The organism is Curtobacterium sp. Csp1, from assembly GCF_013347185.1.
In genome coordinates this window covers 251875-269758 of record NZ_CP054594.1, presented here as the reverse complement: position 1 = coordinate 269758, position 17884 = coordinate 251875, and the positions used below count along the sequence as shown (strand labels likewise).

General features: G+C 69.7%; 15 protein-coding genes. 4 read left to right on the top strand and 11 right to left on the bottom strand.

Annotation, left to right across the window (positions count from 1 at the left end; genetic code table 11):
• The 6 genes from HUN58_RS01265 to HUN58_RS01240 form a co-directional block, all read right to left on the bottom strand.
• Positions 1 to 246: leucine zipper domain-containing protein (locus HUN58_RS01265; protein ID WP_254631673.1), on the bottom strand; the 246-nt coding region annotated here is incomplete at its 3' end.
• A gap of 489 nt (positions 247 to 735) precedes the next feature.
• The gene (locus tag HUN58_RS01260) at positions 736 to 1878 is read right to left on the bottom strand and encodes a lysylphosphatidylglycerol synthase transmembrane domain-containing protein (RefSeq protein ID WP_208745310.1); all 1143 of its coding nucleotides are present in this window, start codon (positions 1876 to 1878) and stop codon (positions 736 to 738) included.
• Positions 1875 to 2345, bottom strand: coding sequence for a pyridoxamine 5'-phosphate oxidase family protein (locus HUN58_RS01255; RefSeq protein ID WP_208745309.1), 471 nt, complete (start codon positions 2343 to 2345; stop codon positions 1875 to 1877). Before HUN58_RS01255 ends, HUN58_RS01260 begins: the two co-directional genes overlap by 4 nt.
• Before the next feature lie 137 nt (positions 2346 to 2482).
• On the bottom strand, positions 2483 to 4981 hold the full coding sequence (locus tag HUN58_RS01250; protein WP_254631715.1) for an HAD-IC family P-type ATPase: 2499 nt from the start codon (positions 4979 to 4981) through the stop codon (positions 2483 to 2485).
• Positions 4982 to 5004: 23 nt separating this feature from the next.
• Complete coding sequence (locus HUN58_RS01245) at positions 5005 to 5862, bottom strand: universal stress protein (protein ID WP_208745307.1); 858 nt, start codon at positions 5860 to 5862, stop codon at positions 5005 to 5007.
• Positions 5862 to 6743, bottom strand: coding sequence for a universal stress protein (locus HUN58_RS01240; protein ID WP_208745306.1), 882 nt, complete (start codon positions 6741 to 6743; stop codon positions 5862 to 5864). The genes HUN58_RS01245 and HUN58_RS01240 overlap by 1 nt, the downstream gene beginning before the upstream one ends.
• Positions 6744 to 6932: 189 nt before the next feature.
• Here HUN58_RS01240 and HUN58_RS01235 point away from each other — a divergent pair, with 189 nt between their 5' ends.
• Positions 6933 to 8111: a polymer-forming cytoskeletal protein gene (locus HUN58_RS01235; protein ID WP_208745305.1), complete on the top strand. Its 1179-nt coding sequence runs from the start codon at positions 6933 to 6935 to the stop codon at positions 8109 to 8111.
• A 464-nt stretch (positions 8112 to 8575) separates the two neighbouring features.
• Here the strand turns inward: HUN58_RS01235 and adhP are convergent, their stop codons facing one another.
• The 5 genes from adhP to HUN58_RS01210 form a co-directional block, all read right to left on the bottom strand.
• The gene (gene adhP, locus HUN58_RS01230) at positions 8576 to 9646 is read right to left on the bottom strand and encodes an alcohol dehydrogenase AdhP (RefSeq protein ID WP_208745304.1); all 1071 of its coding nucleotides are present in this window, start codon (positions 9644 to 9646) and stop codon (positions 8576 to 8578) included.
• A 61-nt stretch (positions 9647 to 9707) separates the two neighbouring features.
• Entirely contained in the window at positions 9708 to 10145 is a 438-nt protein-coding gene (locus HUN58_RS01225; RefSeq protein WP_147281485.1) for a hypothetical protein, read from the bottom strand.
• A 402-nt stretch (positions 10146 to 10547) separates the two neighbouring features.
• On the bottom strand, positions 10548 to 11099 hold the full coding sequence (locus HUN58_RS01220; RefSeq protein WP_208745303.1) for a BON domain-containing protein: 552 nt from the start codon (positions 11097 to 11099) through the stop codon (positions 10548 to 10550).
• A gap of 145 nt (positions 11100 to 11244) precedes the next feature.
• Positions 11245 to 12249 (bottom strand): cytochrome d ubiquinol oxidase subunit II, encoded by a 1005-nt coding sequence (gene cydB, locus HUN58_RS01215; RefSeq protein ID WP_175329306.1) that lies wholly within the window; start codon positions 12247 to 12249, stop codon positions 11245 to 11247.
• A 1-nt stretch (position 12250) separates the two neighbouring features.
• Positions 12251 to 13663, bottom strand: coding sequence for a cytochrome ubiquinol oxidase subunit I (locus HUN58_RS01210; RefSeq protein WP_180225259.1), 1413 nt, complete (start codon positions 13661 to 13663; stop codon positions 12251 to 12253).
• A gap of 344 nt (positions 13664 to 14007) precedes the next feature.
• Between HUN58_RS01210 and HUN58_RS01205 the strand changes: the two genes are divergently transcribed.
• From HUN58_RS01205 to HUN58_RS20870, 3 genes are all read left to right on the top strand, one after another.
• On the top strand, positions 14008 to 16545 hold the full coding sequence (locus HUN58_RS01205; RefSeq protein WP_229666700.1) for a phosphoketolase: 2538 nt from the start codon (positions 14008 to 14010) through the stop codon (positions 16543 to 16545).
• Positions 16546 to 16577: 32 nt separating this feature from the next.
• The gene (locus HUN58_RS01200; protein ID WP_180225260.1) at positions 16578 to 17633 is read left to right on the top strand and encodes a 2,3-butanediol dehydrogenase; all 1056 of its coding nucleotides are present in this window, start codon (positions 16578 to 16580) and stop codon (positions 17631 to 17633) included.
• Between the two features lie 106 nt (positions 17634 to 17739).
• On the top strand, positions 17740 to 17868 hold the full coding sequence (locus HUN58_RS20870; RefSeq protein ID WP_257222116.1) for a hypothetical protein: 129 nt from the start codon (positions 17740 to 17742) through the stop codon (positions 17866 to 17868).
• The last annotated feature ends 16 nt before the right edge of the window (positions 17869 to 17884 follow it).

Sequence of the window (17884 nt, the reverse complement as noted above, 5' to 3'; positions counted from 1 at the left end):
CCGCGCGGTCAGGACCGCTGCCTCACGCTCCGGGCTCGTTCTCGTCGGTGTCCGCAGCGGGCGGCTTGACCGGTCCAGTAATCCGATGGCGCCGTCAGCCCGAAACCGACGAACCCACCGGTGCGCGCACTGACGCGAGATGCCGAGCTCCTTGGCAACGTGCGCGACGGGACGACGGTCATCAATGACGCGAGTAATGAGCAGCCGCCGGCCGTGCAGGGTCAGACGGGCATTAGCGTGGGACACAGAGGCCTCCTGGCGATGGCAGAACTAGACAGCTCCATCAAGCCAGGAGGCCTCGCTGAGTCACAAGCCCCGCAGTGTCACCAACGTCACGGCCGGGTACATCTAGAACTCCAGAACGTCCTAGGTGACAGCACATGCTGACGCACGCATTCGGCCGTCCGCTCGGCATGCATTCGGCTCGTTCCCCTGCAGCCATCACGCACCGCTGAAGTGCCAGTTGGTTGTGCGCAGGCTCTCGTCTTCTCCGATGTTGCACCGCGACCGCGGGCTCGTTCCAGGAGCTCTGTCCACTCGCCACGGCGCCCGGGTCACGCTCCCCGACGACGTCGCGAGACGTCAGACGCGAGAGCGACCACACCGGCGGCAGCATCCTCTGCCGGCTGGTCTTGCTCCCGCCGGCGATCCTCGTGCCGCCCGGATCGGTCCGGGTGCAGTCAAGGTCCAGATGCTTCGTCGTGCTCCTCGCGCTCGCTCCGGCGGCGGTGTTCGTCATCGGGTAGGCCCTCGGTACGAGCGGCGAGGTGTGAGTTGGCGAGAACGCAGCCGAGACCAAGACGATGCTCCACCGCGACGGCGGGTCGAGGCGAGCAAGAACGGTGCGACGACCAGCGCGGCGAGCATCGGTAGCCAGTACTCGACGGCACGCCAGCCGAGGACGCCGAGCAGCGCAACCGACGTCGGGACCCCTGCGACGTGAAGCGTGGTCACTGCGGCTCCCTCGACCAGCCCGAGCGCCCCGGGCGTGATCGGAACGGTGGCCAGGACGTTCGCGATGCCGTACGCCAGGACGACGACCGGCCACGGGAGTCGAGCGCCCGCAGCAACGAGCATGAGCCCGAAGGCCACAAGATCGGCAGCCCAGTTGCATCCGACCCAGGTGAGCAGGGTCGCGAGCGTCCGTGCCGATCGGAGCTGACTCATCCCCAGGGCCAGTCCGTCGACGTAGCCGACGATGGTTGCTTCCGACGGATGCCCGACGGCTCGCCGCAGCGGCGCCGTCAACCGCACGGCCCCCTTCCGAACGCGATCGGTTCGGCGAGCGACGAGCGCGCAACCCAGACCGACAGCGACGGCGAGCACGAGCACAGCTCCGACGAGGAGGGTGACACCAGGGGAAGGACGGCCGTGCCAGGCGGTCAGCGCCACACCACTGATGAAGAGTGCGCCGAGCACGGTGTTCGACACGACGACCCCGGTTGTGGCCGCGGATGCCGCGATCGGGACCGGCACGTCGAAGCGTCGCAGGAGCGAGATGCGCAAGCCTGCAGAGGTCGCTGCGCCGCCGGGCAGCACGCTGCGGACCCCCTGCGCGACGAGGTCGACCGCGAGGACGTGCCGGAACGCCGGCGCGTCGGGCCCCAGGACGGCACGCGTGGCGCGTGACGCCGCCGTCAGGGAAGCCGCCTCGGCGAAGAGCGCCGCTCCGGCAATGATCGAGGCGCTCGGGGGCAGTTCGCGGAGGACGAGGATCGCGTCGTCCGCGTGCGGCGCGGCCATGACCACGGCCACGGCGACCAGGAACGGCGCGGCGATGATCAGGACCCAGCGCAGTCGTGACGGACGGGAGGCGCGGTGCGGCGCCGCACCACGCCTCCCGTCCGGTGGCGCGTCACCGCCAGGAGCGGGGGTCACGGAGCGGCTTGGTCGAAGAGGCGACCAGTGACACTGGTGGGTTCGAGCACGACGGTGGCCCGCTTCGGCGTGGCCAGCATCGAACGGATCCGCTGCGCCGTCACGTGTCGGGTGTCGGGAATGTGTGCGATTCCCCTCGCCACCACGCTCCACGCGGTCCAGCCGTCGTGCTCGTCCACTTCCATGACGATTTCGCGCCCTGCTTGGACAGCGTCGAGGATGACGTTGCTCGACGTCGCGAAGACCAGCTGCCGGGTCTCGGCGACGTAGTTCACCGGGATGACCTCCAAGGACTCCTCGGTCCGGAACGCAACGCGGGCAATCCGGGAACGGTGCAGCCGTTCCCAGCACTGATCCGCGTCGAGCGTGACGACGAGTTCGTCCAGAGGTGTCATGTCGGGTTGGTTGGGTCCGTGCGCCTGCGGATCCTGTGCTCCGTCCGATGGTGCGGTCGCCGCTGCGTCCATGGCTCTGCCTTCCTGGTCTGCGGGGCGGAACGAGGTGCTCGATCCGGTTCGTCGCCCGTCCGGATCAGCATGCGACACACCGTCGTTCGTGCGGAGGGCCGGAAGTCCCACGGATGCGGGCCGCGCCGAGCCTGCGTTCACCGAGCCCGACCGAATCGGGCGGCGAGCCGGCGGACGTGGTGTGCGGTGCGGTGCGCCCCGGAGTCGTTCCGGAACACGTACCGGAACGCGAACGCCTTGAGACCCTCGACGAGGAGCAGGTAGACGACGGCGATGACGGCGATGACCATGAGCAGGGTGCCGGGGAGCGGCGAGAAATCGACGAGCGCGCCGATCGGGCTCAGCGGCAGCACGACGCCGGCGGCCGCTGAACCGAGCGCCCCGAGGGCGAGCCACCGACCCGGCCGGCTGCGCCAGGACGGCACGCGGTTCGTCCGCACGACGAACACGACCAGCGACTGGGTGAGGAGCGACTCGACGAACCAGACCGTTCGGAACTCCGCCGGGCCGGCGTGCACCACGCCGAGGAGGACCGCGAACGTGACGAAGTCGAACACTGAACTGACCGGACCGAAGACGAGCATGAACCGACGGACCGCTCCGACGTCCCAGCGCGCGGGAGCAGTGAGTCGTTCCGGATCCACACGGTCTGACGGGATTGCCAGCTGGCCGAGGTCGTAGATGAGGTTGTTCAGGAGAACCTGCGCGGGCAGGAGCGGGAGGAACGGCAGGAAGCTCGCGGCGACGGCAGCGCTGAGCATGTTGCCGATGTTCGACGAAGTGCCCATCATCACGTACTTGAGGGTGTTTGCGAACACGCGGCGACCGGTCCGGACGGCGGTGGCGACAGCATCGAGGCGTTTGTCGAGCAGCACGACGTCGGCTGCGTCCCGGGCGACGTCGGTCGCCGAGAGCACCGAGATACCGACGTCTGCGGCGTGCAGCGCGAGGGCGTCGTTCACACCGTCCCCGAGGAAGGCGACGGTCTTCCCGGCGTCGCGGAGTGCGCGCACGACGGCCGCTTTGTCCGCCGGGCGGACCCGGGCGACGACGCCGGCGTCGAGCACCCGGGCAGCTGACGGCCCGCTCCCCGTGGGACCGATTTCGCTCCCGAGCATCGGGGAACCCACGGGGATGCCGACGTCGCGAGCGAGACCGGCGGCGACCACCGGGTCGTCACCGGTCACGACGACGACCTGCACGCCGAGATCGCGTAACGCGGAGATTGCGTCGGCGACGCCCGGGCGGGGCGGATCCTCGAAGACGAGGAACCCCTCGAGGACGAACGAATCGTTCACTCCGAGCGGGTCCGCAGTCATCGTCGATCCCGACACGATTGCCGTCGCGACGGCAATCACTCTGTGACCGGCGGCGAGCAGCCGCTGCAGGGTCTCATGGCCAGCAGATGCGACGTCGGTGCACTGCGCCAGCACCACGTCCGGAGCGCCCTTGACGATCAAGCGTCGGCTGCCGTCGTGTTCGAGGACCAGCGCCGACGAGGTCATCCGTTCGTGGTCGAACGGTCGGGTCGCGAGGACGACCGGCAAGGTTCCGATCGCCACGTCGACCGACGCGTCGAGGATCTCGCGGTCCAAGGCGTCAGCGACGGACCCAGCAGTGCCTCCGTCGGGGACGTCGGGTGGGACGGTGGCGCGGGCCACGCCCAGAAGCGTCGGGGCCGGTCGGCCGGTGGGATCCAACGCGTCCTGGAAACGGAGGCCGCCGGAGGTGAGCGTGCCGGTCTTGTCGGTGACGAGGACGTCGACGCCACCGAGATCCTCGACGCACACCAGGCGCTTCACGAGGACGTCCGACCGTTTGAGGAGTCGGGCGCCTGAGGCGAGCGCGGTGCTCACCACAGCCGGGAGCAGCTGCGGCGTCACCCCGACGGCGATCGCCAGCGCGAACAGGACCGTCGTCAGCAGCGGCCGAGAGAACGCGACTCCGGCTACGACGATGAGGACCATCAACGACACGGCGACCCACACCAGCAGCATTGAGAATCGCGCCAAGCCGGCCTGGAACGCCGTCTCGGGTGCTCGGGAACGCAGACCGGCCGCGATGCCGCCGAACTCCGTCGCCCTGCCGGTGGCGCTGACCCGCGCATCGCCGGAACCTGATACCACGACCGCCCCTTGGAGCACGAGCTCGTCAGAGCGTCGTTCAACTGGGCGAGACTCTCCCGTGAGGACGCTTTCGTCGAGTTCGAGATCCTGCGCCGACACCAGGGTCGCATCGGCGGGCACCACGCTGCCGACTCCGAGGCGGACGAGGTCACCGACGACGATGTCGCGCACGTCCACGGTCGTCCAGACGCCATCACGGAGCGCGCGCGCGGTGTGCCGCAGCCGGTCGGTCATCGCCGATGACACCAGGGCGGATCGGTACTCGTTGACCGCACCGAGCCCGACGCTCGTGAGCAGGATGACCGCGATCACGATGGCGTCCTGCACCTGTCCGAGCACGGCGGAGACGACCGCGGTACCGAGGAGGAGGAGGAGGACGACGTTGCGGAACTGTCCGCCGATCGTGCGCATGAGACTCGGCGCCGATGTGCCCACGGCGTTCGGCCCGTCCTCAACGAGACGCGCAGACGCGGCTGCCGAACTGAGTCCCTCCGCGGCGTCGACGGTCATCGCCGGCGGGGCCGTGCGATTCGTCATCGGCGCGGGTCCGGTGTCCGCAGCGGCGCGATGCACACCGGCGTCCGCGACCCGGTGATGAGCTCGTGCGCGGTGGAGCCGAAGAAGCGACCTCCGAGCATCGATGTGTGGTGTCGTCCGAGTACGACGATCGACGCATCTTCGGCGTACCTGTTGAGGACGTCGGCTGGGTCGCCCTCCTCCACGATCGGACGGTGCTGCAGGCCGGGGAACCGGGTGTGGAGGAGCCGTTCGGCGTCGCCCAGCACCTCCCGGGCGTGCGCTTCGACGAGTCCGGGTTCCTCGAGGGCGCTCAACGTGCCGACGCGGGCCGGGACGGCGACCTTCCACGCGCGCACCAGGCTGAGCCGCCGGTGCTCACGGATCGCCTCTACGCCGGCGAAGCGGAGGGCAGTGTCACCGGTCGCGTCGTCGACCCCGAGGACGACGTCTCCGTGGGACGGACGCCAGTCCTCGGGGACCACGACGGTCGGACCGCTGGCGAGCGTGGGCACGCGCTCGGGCATCCACCCATCAAGTGCCGTCCGGACACGGTGCTGACGCCGGTTCCCGATCACGAGCAGGTCAGCGGTCGATGCCGCGTCCGCGAGCATCCGATCCGGCGACCCCGCCAGTCGGAACGTTGCGACGCCCACCCTGGGGTGCGCCACAGACACGCGCTCGGCGGCGCGGTCGAGCCGCCGGTCGAGGGCTGGTCGGTCGCCTCCCCACCCGTTCGAGGCGGTGACGAGTTCGATGCGGCTTCCGGGAACGAGCCGCCGTACGGCGACCCAGTCGACCGCTCGGTCACTGGCCTCGTGTTCGTCCATGCCGACCACGATGTGTTCGGTCCCGACGACGGTGCCGTCACGCATCACCGCACCTCTGCGTGCGAGGGTTCGGAACGGTGCTCGGACTCGGCGCCGGCGTCGGTGTGCTCCGGTTCGGGCACGATGCAGACCGGCGCGTGTCCGTCGTGCATGAGCCGTTCGCCGACCGACCCCGTGAGGAAGCCTCCGAGGGCGGTGCGGTGCCGCCGCCCGACCACGACCAACGACCCACCGCGGGACGATCGAAGGACGACGTCGCGGGCGTGACCCTCCACCGTCTCGCCGGTGACGTGCAGACCGGGCTGCACGGCGCCCACGGCGCGGAGCGCGGCTTGCAGTTCGAGGTCAGCTCCCTGAGACCAGAGGTCGCGGTCCTCCTGGAGGTAGACAGCTGCGTAGGGTTCGACCGGAACGGGTACTGCCCAAGCGCGTACCAAGGCGAGGTCCCGGTGGCCTCGGGCGGCCCAGTCGGTGGCCCAGGACAGTGCGGCGGAAGCGGACCGCCCGTCAACACCGACGACGACCGGTCCGTCAGCACGCTCCCAGTGTTCCGGGACCACCACGACCGGGGTGACGGCGTGCGCCACTACGCGCTCGGCGACGCGTCCCCGCACGGCAGCGACGAACTTGTGCACCTGGTTGCCGCCGATCACGAGCACGTCGCCTCTTGCGGCGTCCGACACGAGGCGGTCTGTGGTCGGACCACCGGTCACGACGTGCGTGACGGCGAGTCCGCCGTGGGCCGTGCGGATGCGCTTCTCGGCTGCGGCGAGCCGTTCCTCGGATCGCGCCAGTGCTTCGCCGTAGAACTCGCTTACGGTGAGCAGGCGCACACTGTCGGACAGGGGATCGACGACATCGACGATCCAGTCGACGGTCCTCCACGCAGCAGTCGTGTCGTCGATCGCGACGGTGTAGGCGGTCATGGTCACTCCTTTCGCAGTGGACACCGGTTGCGCCCACCTGCGGCTCCAGCCGCATCCGATCCCCGCACGCTAGGTGAGGGCGGACGGAGCCAGCAGGGCAGAAGGTCCCGCCGACCGGTGCTCGGTCCCGGCGCCGATCGAGGACCTCCGACCCTGCCGTGCCGACCGCCAGCCCGCGACACTGCCGCCATGATGACCAGACACCGAGCCCAGCACTCCGCGCGCCGGCACCTTCCGCGTTCCGCACTCGCCCTCGGCATCGTCGTCGCCCTCACCGCCATCACCGGAGGCGCCGCCGCAGCCGTCACGACGACACAGGACGACCCGTCCAGGATCGCCGCGACCGAGCGCGTCAGCGGCCCCCAGTTCCTCAGCGGCACCGACGTCGAGGTCGCGGGGAGCGTCGACGGGGACGTGTACGCCGCCGGTCAGAACGTGACGGTGAGTGGGCGGGTGACCGGGGACGTCATCGCGGCGGCGCAGACCGTGACCGTCACAGGCGAGGTTGCCGGAAACGTCCGGCTCGCAGCGCAGGGGGTCGTCCTCAGCGGGACGATCCGGCGTAGTGCCAGCATCGCGGCATCCACCGTCAGCATCGTGCAGTCCGGTTCCGTCGGTGAAGACCTCGTCGCGGCAGCGAACACCGTCTCCGTCGCGGGCGACCTCAGGCGCGACGCGCGACTCAGCGTGGACCGGCTGACCGTCGCCGGGACGATCGGCGGCGACGTCGTCTACGTCAGCGACCACACCGCGCAGATCCGTGCGGACCACGTCGACGGGTCGGTGCAGCACGTCCGCCCGAACTCGACGACCGATCGCCCCACCGCCGGCGAGGCGTTCGCGTCCTGGCTGGTCAGCCTGCTGTACGCACTCATCGCACTCAGCCTGATCACGCTGGCGGCCGGGCTCCTCGTCCCTCGGCAGCTCATCCGGGTGACCGACCGGCTCCGCGCAGCGCCCTGGAAGGCCGCATTGGTCGGCTTCGTCGCAGCAGTCGCCGCTCCGCCTGCCCTGCTCCTCCTGCTCGTGACGGTCATCGGTGCACCCCTCGCGCTGGTCGGTTCGTTGGTCCTGCTGCTCCTCACCCTCGCGGCGTTCCCGTACAGCGCGTTCATGGTCGGACGCCTGGTCCTCCGTGATCGGCGCGGACCGGTCGTCACGGCGCTCCTGGGCGGTGCGGTCCTCGTCGTGGCGCTGCACATCCCCGTCCTCGGAGTCCTCGTGACCGTGATGACCATCGTCCTCGGGCTCGGTGCCCAACTGCTCGACATCGCCGACGCCCGTCCGTGGGAGCGCGTCGTACGGAGGACGGACGTGCGTCGTGGTGAATCGATCACCGCGACGCCCGGCGGTGCGGGGAGGATCTGACCGGAGCAGGGAGACGGCCCGGTGCTGCTCGCACCGGGCCGTTCTGCGCGTCCCTCCTGCAGCACCTGCCGGTCAGGTACGGACGGCGTCCGCCCGGGCTGCCTGGAGCGCCCCGGACGTGAACACGATCCCGCTGAGTTCTCGTACGTCGAAGCGCCAACGCTGCAGAGGTCCTCCGCGTCCGGCCCGGTCGACCAGCGGTTCGGCGCAGCCGACGACCATGACGCTCCAGCCGCCAGTCGGACCTTGGGCACCCGTCTCGAACACAGCTCGCCCACCCGAACCGAGCTCTCCGAGGCGGTGTCCCTCGAGGACGAGGCACCCGCTTGCGGGGTCCACGACGACCGCCTCCGCTTGCGACAGGGCGCCGCGGACGAGCCGGCCGCTCCGGACGCGTCCGATGAGCGACCAGCACTCGGACGCGTCGAGCGTCCGGTCGTCGTGGACCGCGAGGCCCGTGCCGATCATCGCGTTCCAGCCGGCGTGGACTCGTCCTCGGTGACGATCTGCTCGCGCTGGACGGGCGGCATGTCGAACACGATCCGGGCCGGCACCCGGCCCGCGAGGACGTCGGCCATCGCCTCGTTCACGTCGGTGAGCGGGCGGCGGACCGACACGACCCGGGTGCGTCCGGCGGCGTGCAGGGCGAAGACCTCGGCGAGGTCCTGCCGAGTCCCGACGATCGACCCGATGATCGAGATCCCCTTGAGGACGGTGTCGAAGATCGGGATGCTCATCGTGCCGTCCGCCGGCAGCGCGACGCAGACCAGGCGTCCTCCCCGCTTCAGGGAGGCGAACGCCTGCTCGAACACGCTGGCCGACGCTGCGAGCACGACGGCGACGTCCGCGCCACCGAGCTCCTGGATCTGGGCGGCCGCGTCGCCGGAGGACGCGTCGACGGCGCGGTCCGCACCGAGGTCGCGGGCGAGCTCGAGCTTGGCCGGCTCGACGTCAACGCCGATGACCTGCGCGCCGAACACCCGTGCGTACTGCACCGCAAGGTGCCCGAGCCCGCCCACGCCGAAGATCGCAACGGTCTCGGACGGCGTGATCCCGGCGACCTTGAGCGCCTTGTACGTCGTGACGCCCGCGCAGGTGAGCGGGGCTGCGTCCTCCGGTGCGACGCCAGCTGGGACCGAGACGACGTAGTCCGCGTCCGCGACCGCGAACTGCCCGAAGGCGCCGTCGATGGAGTAGCCGGTGTTCTGCTGCTGCTCGCAGAGGGTCTCGCGGCCTTCCACGCAGTAGCGGCAGTGTCCGCAGGCATGACCGAGCCACGGGAGCGCGACTCGGTCACCGATGTGTCGGTTCGTGACGGCATCACCGAGCTCCTCGATGATGCCGACTCCCTCGTGGCCGGGGACGAACGGCGGCGTCGGCTTGACCGGCCAGTCCCCGCGTGCCGCGTGGATGTCGGTGTGGCAGAGGCCGGAGGCCACGATCCGGACGAGGACCTGTCCGGCGCCGGGTGCGGGGAGCGGCCGGTCGTCGACGACGAGAGGCTGACCGAGCTGGTGGACGACTGCTGCCTTCATGGGGTGACCTCCTCACGGGCGTGGCCGGGACCCGGTGTCCCGCCGATCGGCGCCCGTGGAGTCACCTTGTCGCGCCTACTCGTCGCGGGGCAGGGTCAGAAGTCCCAAGGGAGTCGATGCGGACGGCAGCACGCCGCGGTGCGTCGGCATGCAGCACCGAGGTGATCTGATCGAGCAGGCGCAGGTCGAACGGCGAGGACTCCGCGCAGCAGGACGGTGACAACCAGCTCACCCGGTCGTGCCCACCCGACACGAGCCGATCACCGAAGCGGACGCGGAGGACGCGCCCGGGCAGCAGTGCGGCCAGTGACCGAACGTAGGCCGCCGACGCTCGATCCAAACCGCCGGCGAACCCCAAGGTGACCGTTTCGCCCAGGATCAGCGCCGCGGCGACGGACACGACGGCGCGCTCGAACGGGAACCCGCTGTCGACCACGACCTGCGCGCAGCGCATTGTTCGTCGCCGAGGAACGGACGCTGTTCTGAGCAGGTCGGCCATGACGATCAGGGCCCGGTCGCAGCGGGCGGCGGGGGAGTCGAGGATTGCCGCATCGGTCCCTCCGCACGGCGTTCGATTGGCACTCGTCCCCGCCACCGCGAGGTGGCTGATCTCGCTGAGGAGTCGCGCGCGTGCGCCTGGTTCGAGCTCGAACCAGGCGCGACGCGCGGCGGCCGCGGCTCCCGCCGGGGCTGGCTGAGTCGTCGCTCGAGGCTTCATGATCGCGCGCTCAGCGCTCACGTGGTCGCAGTCGGTCGGCGGCGCGGAGCGTCGCACCGATGCCGAGTACCGTCTCGACGTCGAGTGGTTCCGTCGGGCACAGCTCGATGGTCACGCTCGGAGGGTTCTCGGTCGGGTCCCCGACGGCACCGTGACGAGGCGGTGCGGAAGCGATCTGGTTCTTCATGACGACGACGGTTCCATGGCCCGCGAACGGGGGACAGGGACCAAAGTCCGCCCGGGACTCAGGTCACTCCCGGTGATCGTGGTGCGGTCATCGACGAAGTGCACGCCGCGGCTCCGTGCCGCCGCGGCATGCACGCGCCGCCGCTCGTGGTCGCCGCTGAGCCGACCCGCCAACCGGACGACGTGGTCGCTCGCGGAGATCGTCACGTCGGCATGCGGCGCGGCTTCGCGGACAGCGCGCTCCACCCTGACCCGGAGGACGGCATCCGGCTCGGTCGGATCGCACTCGATCGGCCGCACCACGATCTGGTTCCGCACCGGGAGCAGGCCCCTGGCTTGTCCGACCGCCATCTCGTGGGCCGTCAGCCGATCGGTGTACGACCCGACATCACCGGTCAGGACGATCTGGTTGCCGCCGACGTCGACGGCGGCGTCGAGTGTGGAGGCATCCAGGGACCGTTCCGAGCGCCAGGAGCGAAGAATCAGGTCGCGGACTCCGAGGTCCACGACCGCGGGTGTCATCGTGCTCACTTGGTTCGTCGTGCTCATGCGGAGATGATCGCGCCCTGACGCGACCGGCGGCAGGGCACAACGTCCTGCCATGTCCACGCGGCGACCAGGCACGGTCTGGAGGCGCGGTGCGGGCCCGCAGCGCGCCTCCAGACCGGCCGTGGTGGCGTCAGACCGTCACCGGTCACGCCGTAGCACCCTCGATGTGGGTGCGGGTAACGCGCTTGCGGAAGACCCAGTACGTCCAGGCCTGGTAGGCGAGCACGAGCGGGACGAAGACCAGCGCCACCCAGCTCATCACCGTGAGCGTGTACTGCCCGCTCGACGCGTTCCACACGGTCAGGCTGTTCGCCGGGTCGTTCGAGGCGGGCATGACGTCGGGGAAGATCGCCGTGAACATCGCCAGCACGACCGCGGCGATCGTGACCGCCATGAGGGTGAACGCGCGTCCCTCACGGCCCCAGGCGTTGCAGAGCACCGCGAGGACGAGGGCGAGGGCGGCCACCACCGAGAGCACGAGGCTCGCCGGCGTCGCTCGGACGAACGCCATCGCCACCAGGAACGCAGCGCCGACGACGATCGTGAGCACGCCCGCGCGGGTCGCGAGCCGCTTGGCCCGTTCGCGGATCTCGCCCTCGGTCTTCAGCGCGACGAACACGACGCCGTGCGTGAAGAAGACCAGGAGGGTGGCGAGCCCGGTGAGCAGGGCGAACGGGTTGAGCAGGTCGAACAGGGTGCCCGTGTAGTTGTGGCCGGCGTCCATCGGGATGCCGCGGACGACGTTGCCGAAGGCGACGCCCCAGAGGAACGACGGCACCGCGCTGCCGACGATGATCATCAGGTCGAAGCGGCGCTTCCACTCCGGGTGCCGGCGCTGGTGCCGGTACTCGAACGACACGCCGCGGGCGATGAGGGCCGCGAGGATGAGCAGGAGCGCCAGGTAGAACCCGGAGAACATCGTCGCGTACCACTCGGGGAACGCCGCGAACAGGCACGCTCCGGCGACGATGACCCAGGTCTCGTTGAGGTCCCAGACGGGGCCGATGGTGTTGATCAGCACGCGGCGGTCGGTGTCGTCCTTGCCGAGGAAGGGCAGGGACATCCCGACGCCGAAGTCGAAGCCGTCGAGCACGAAGTACCCGACGAAGAACACCCCGACGATCGCGAACCAGAGAACGGGCAGGTCCATCTCAGTACACCGTCGCGATCGTCTCAGGAGCGTCCTGCGCTGGGTCCTCGGGCGGGGTGAGCTCGTCGGCGCGTTGGGCGGCGCGGCGGAGCAGGCGGAACTCGACGACCGCCAGCGCGCCGTACAACAGGGTGAAGACGACGAGGGAGATGAGGACCTCGACCCCCGTCACGTTCGGGGACACACCAGCGCTCGTCTTCAGCAGCCCGAACACGAGCCACGGCTGGCGGCCCATCTCCGTGAAGATCCAGCCGACGGTCATGGCGGCCATCGGGAGCGGCGCCGACCAGACCGCAATCCGCCACACCCACCGGCGCTGCGGCACCCGTCCGCGGCGGAGCAGCACCAGACCAGCGATCGCGAGCAGGACGGAGACGGCTCCGAAGCCGATCATCCAGCGGAAGGCCCAGTAGGTGACCCAGATGGTGGGGGAGTAGTCGCCGGGTCCGTACACCTGCGTGTACTGCGCCTGGAGCTCGCGGATGCCCTCGACGGTGCCGTGCGTGGTGTGAGTCGACAGGAAGGACAGCAGGTACGGGATGCGGATCGAGAACAGCTCGTGGACTCCGTCCGGGGTGCCGAGCGTGAAGATCGAGAACGACGCGTCCTGGCCGGTGGCCGTGTTGTAGAGCGCCTCGGCTGCAGCCATCTTCATCGGCTGCGTGTCCACCATGACTAGGCCGAGCTGGTCGCCGGTGAGCAGCGTCACGGCCCCGGCGGTGACCATCGTCCAGAGGCCCAACTTGATCGCCGGGAGCATCGTCTCGAGGTGCTGGTTCCGGGCGAGGTGCCAGCCGGCGACCGCGATGACGACGGCCGCGGCGACCATGAACGATGCTGCGATCGTGTGCGGGAACGCTGCGAGTGCGACCTTGTTGGTGACGACCGCCCAGATGTCGGTCAACTCTGCTCGACCGCGGGACGCGTCGAGCCGGAAGCCGACCGGGTGCTGCATGAAGGCGTTCGCGGCGATGATGAAGTAGGCCGACAAGAGCGTCCCGAGTGCGGTGAGCCAGATGCTGGCGAGGTGCACGCCCTTGGGCAGGCGGTCCCAGCCGAAGATCCAGATGCCGATGAACGCTGCCTCGAGGAAGAAGGCGAGGATGCCCTCGAGCGCGAGCGGCGCCCCGAAGACGTCACCGACGAACCGAGAGTACGTCGACCAGTTCATGCCGAACTGGAACTCCTGCACGATGCCCGTGACGACACCCATCGCGAAGTTGATCAGGAAGATGCGTCCGAAGAACCGGGTCAGCTGCAGGTAGTGCGCGCGGCCGGTGCGGACCCAGGCGGTCTGGAACACCGCGACCACGAACACCATGCCGATGGTGATGGGGACGAAGAGGAAGTGGTAGATCGTCGTGAGGCCGAACTGCCACCGGGACAGCACCAGGGTGCTGAGCAAGTCGTTCATGCGGTCGACCCTGCTGCCCTCAACGCTTGGGCGCCAGGGACCTTCGTCCCGCGCACATCACTCACTCGGCTCACCGTCAGCGCAGCGCGGCGACTCCGATTCGGTCTGTCGCTGGGCGCGGTCGCGCGCTTCCCGCTTGAGGCGCTCCCACTCGGCCTCGGGAACGCGGTGATGATGGTCGTCTGCGTGCATGTGCTCCAACCTCGCTCACGATCGCCGAAGACCGCAGAGTCCAAGGTCCCGTCGTGCACGCGGGACCTTCGACCCTGCGCGCGGCACCCAGCGGCGCCGAGGATCGAGTGGTCCGCGACCGTTCGGCCACGGACGGGGAGCGAGGAAGACGCATGAGCGACATGACCACGACGATCACCAGAACGCCCACCGGATCGGAGGCAGCAGCATTCCGGCGCGGTTCCGGCAGATCGGTGGACGACCGGGTGCTCGATCAGCTGCACACGTGGTGGCGGACGGCGAACTACCTGTCCGTGGGCCAGATCTACCTGCTCGACAACCCGCTGCTCCGCCGCCCGCTCACTCGTGACGACGTCAAGCCGCGCCTCCTCGGACACTGGGGCACCACTCCAGGTCTCAACTTCGTGTACGCCCACCTCAACCGGGTCATCCAGGAGCGTGACCTCGACACGCTGTACGTCACGGGTCCGGGACACGGCGGCCCCGGCATGGTCGCCAACGCGTACCTGGACGGAACCTACAGCGAGGTCTACCCGGGGATCTCGCAGACCGAGGACGGCGTCCGGAAGCTCTTCCGGCAGTTCTCCTTCCCCGGCGGCATCCCCTCCCACGCAGCACCGGAGACCCCGGGCTCGATCCACGAGGGCGGAGAACTCGGCTACGCACTGTCCCACGCGTACGGCGCCGCCTTCGACAATCCCGGGCTGCTCGTCGCCGCGGTCGTCGGCGACGGCGAGGCCGAGACCGGGCCGCTCGCCACGAGCTGGCACTCCAACAAGTTCATGGACCCCCTGCACGACGGGGTCGTCCTGCCGATCCTGCACCTCAACGGGTACAAGATCGCCAACCCCACGGTCCTCGCCCGCATCCCGGAGGACGAGCTCCTCGCCCTGATGCGCGGCTACGGCCACACGCCGTACGTCGTCTCCGGCGGCTTCGACGGCGAGGACCCCCGCGCCGTGCACGCCCGCATGGCCGCGACGCTCGACCGGGTCCTCGACCACATCGCCGACATCAAGGAACAGGCCGGCGCGGGCACGCTCGACGGTCGACCGGCCTGGCCGATGATCATCCTCCGGACGCCGAAGGGCTGGACGTGCCCGCCGGAGATCGACGGCAAGCCAGCCGAGGGCAACTGGCGCGCCCACCAGGTGCCGCTCGCGAACGCCCGCGACACCGAGGAGCACCTCCACGTGCTCGAGGGCTGGCTCCGTTCCTACCGTCCCGAGGAGCTGTTCGATGATGCGGGCGCGCCCGTGGCGCTCGCGACCGCACTCGCACCCGAGGGGGACCGCAGGATGAGCGCGAACCCGGTCGCGAACGGCGGCCTGCTCAAGCGGGACCTCGTGCTCCCCGACTTCCGCGACCACGCGGTCGAGGTGCCCACGCACGGCGGCTCGGTCAACGAGTCCACGCGGGTGCTCGGCGAGTGGCTGGCCGAGGTCGTGCGCCTGAACCCGGACAGCTTCCGGATCTTCGGCCCGGACGAGACAGCGTCGAACCGCCTGAGTGCCGTGCTCGAGGTCACCGACAAGCAGTGGGACGCCGAGTACCTCCCGTCGGACGAGCACCTCGCCCGAGCCGGGCGCGTCATGGAGATGCTCAGCGAGCACCAGTGCCAGGGCTGGCTCGAGGGGTACCTGCTGACGGGGCGGCACGGCCTCTTCACCAGCTACGAAGCGTTCATCCACATCGTCGACTCGATGCTCAACCAACACGCCAAGTGGCTGAAGGTCAGCAAGACGATCCCGTGGCGTCGCCCGATCGCCTCCCTCAACTACCTGCTCTCGTCGCACGTCTGGCGGCAGGACCACAACGGGCTCTCGCACCAGGACCCCGGGTTCATCGACCACGTCGTCAACAAGAAGCCCGACGTGGTCCGCGTCTACCTGCCCTTCGACGCGAACACGCTGCTCTCGACCTACGACCACTGCCTGCGCTCCGTCGACTACGTCAACGTCGTCGTCGCCGGCAAACAGCCCACGTTCAACTGGTTGTCGATGGACGAAGCCATCGCCCACATGACCCGCGGGCTCGGGATCTTCGAGTGGGCGGGCAACGAGCTTCCCGGCGAGGAACCCGACGTGGTGCTCGCCTGCGCCGGGGACGTGCCGACGCTCGAGACCTTGGCGGCCGTGTCGATCCTGCAGGACGAGGTACCGGACCTGCGCGTCCGCGTCGTGAACGTCGTCGACCTGATGCGCCTGGTGTCCGAGGGGGAGCACCCGCACGGGCTGTCCGATGCGGAGTACGACGCGGTCTTCACCACCGACAAGCCCGTCGTCTTCGCTTACCACGGGTACCCCTGGCTCATCCACCGGTTGACCTACCGCCGTCACGGCCACGCGAACCTGCACGTGCGCGGCTACAAGGAGGAGGGCACGACCACGACGCCGTTCGACATGGTGATGCTCAACGACATGGACCGGTTCCACCTCGTGATCGACGTGCTCGATCGCGTCCCCGGTCTCGGGTCCCGCTACGCCGGACTCCGCCAACGGATGCAGGACGCCCGGGTCGCTGCGAGGGCCTACACGCGGGCCCACGGCGAAGACGCGCCGGACGTCGCCGACTGGACGTGGACCGACGGTGACACCGCGACGCACGACGCCACGTCGGTGCGCTCCGCCAACGTCGGCGTCGGCGCGGCCGCCGCCGCGTCCGCCGCTACGGGTGGGGACAACGAATGACCATCCACCAGCACAACGAGGAGACAACGACCATGAAGGCAGCCCGATACCACGACCGCGGTGACATCCGCATCGAGGACGTCCCGGCACCGGAAGCCACCCCGGGCACCGTGCTCATCGATGTCGCCTGGTGCGGCATCTGCGGTACCGACCTGCACGAGTACCTCGACGGACCGATCTTCGTCCCGCCGGCCGGACATCCGCACCCGATCTCGGGGGAGGCCGCTCCCGTCACGCTCGGCCACGAGATGTCCGGCACGGTCGCGGCCCTCGGCGAGGGCGTCACCGACCTCGCCGTCGGGGACCACGTGGTGGTCGAGCCGTACATCATCCGCGATGACGTCCCGTCCGACCCGGGCACCGAGTACCAGCTCTCGCCGGACATGAACTTCATCGGGCTCGCCGGCCGCGGTGGAGGCCTGTCAGAGCGCATCGCGGTCGAGCGCCGATGGGTGCACCCGGTGGGAGACCTTCCGCTCGACGAAGCGGCCCTCATCGAACCGCTGTCCGTCGGACATCACGCCTTCGTGCGCAGCGGGGCCGGGGCCGGGGACGTCGCGCTCGTCGGCGGTGGCGGCCCGATCGGTCTGCTCACCGCAGCCATCTGCAAGGCGGCGGGCCTGACGGTCGTGCTCAGCGAGGTCAGCTCCGCTCGCATGGCCATGGCGCTCCGGACCGGCGTCGCCGACCACGTGCTCGACCCGACCCAGGTCGACGTACCGTCTGAAGTCCGTGCCCTGACTGGCGGTCGCGGGGCCGACGTCGGATTCGAGTGCGCCGGGGTCGACGTCGTGCTCGACACCCTCCTCGACGCAGTGCGTCCAGGCGCAGCGATCGTGAACGTCTCGATCTGGGGCCACCGGCCCGTCGTCGACCTCGAGAAGCTCGTCGTCAAGGAGATCGACCTCCGCGGCACCATCGCGTACGCGAACGACCACGCTGCGACGATCGAACTCGTACGGTCCGGCAAACTCGACCTCGCACCGTTCATAACCGGTCGGATCGCGCTTGACGACCTCATCGAGCAGGGCTTCGACCAGCTGATCCACCACAACGAGGACCACGTCAAGATCCTCGTGCGCCCCTGACTCCCACCAAGGACCAGAGGAGGGGCCCGCCGGTCGATGACCGGCGGGCCCCTCCTCGTCCGCCCTCCCGCGAAGCAGCCAGCCGGGACCAACGACGAACCCGCTCGTGGACTACCACATCGTCTACGCGCTCGCGCTGATCGTGGTCGCCGTGCTCTCGGCCGGGGACACGTGGGGGCTCGGTGTCTGGTGGAAGCGACTCCCCGCTGTTCGCAAGGCGCCGTGGCTCATCTGAGCCGAACGGACGCAGG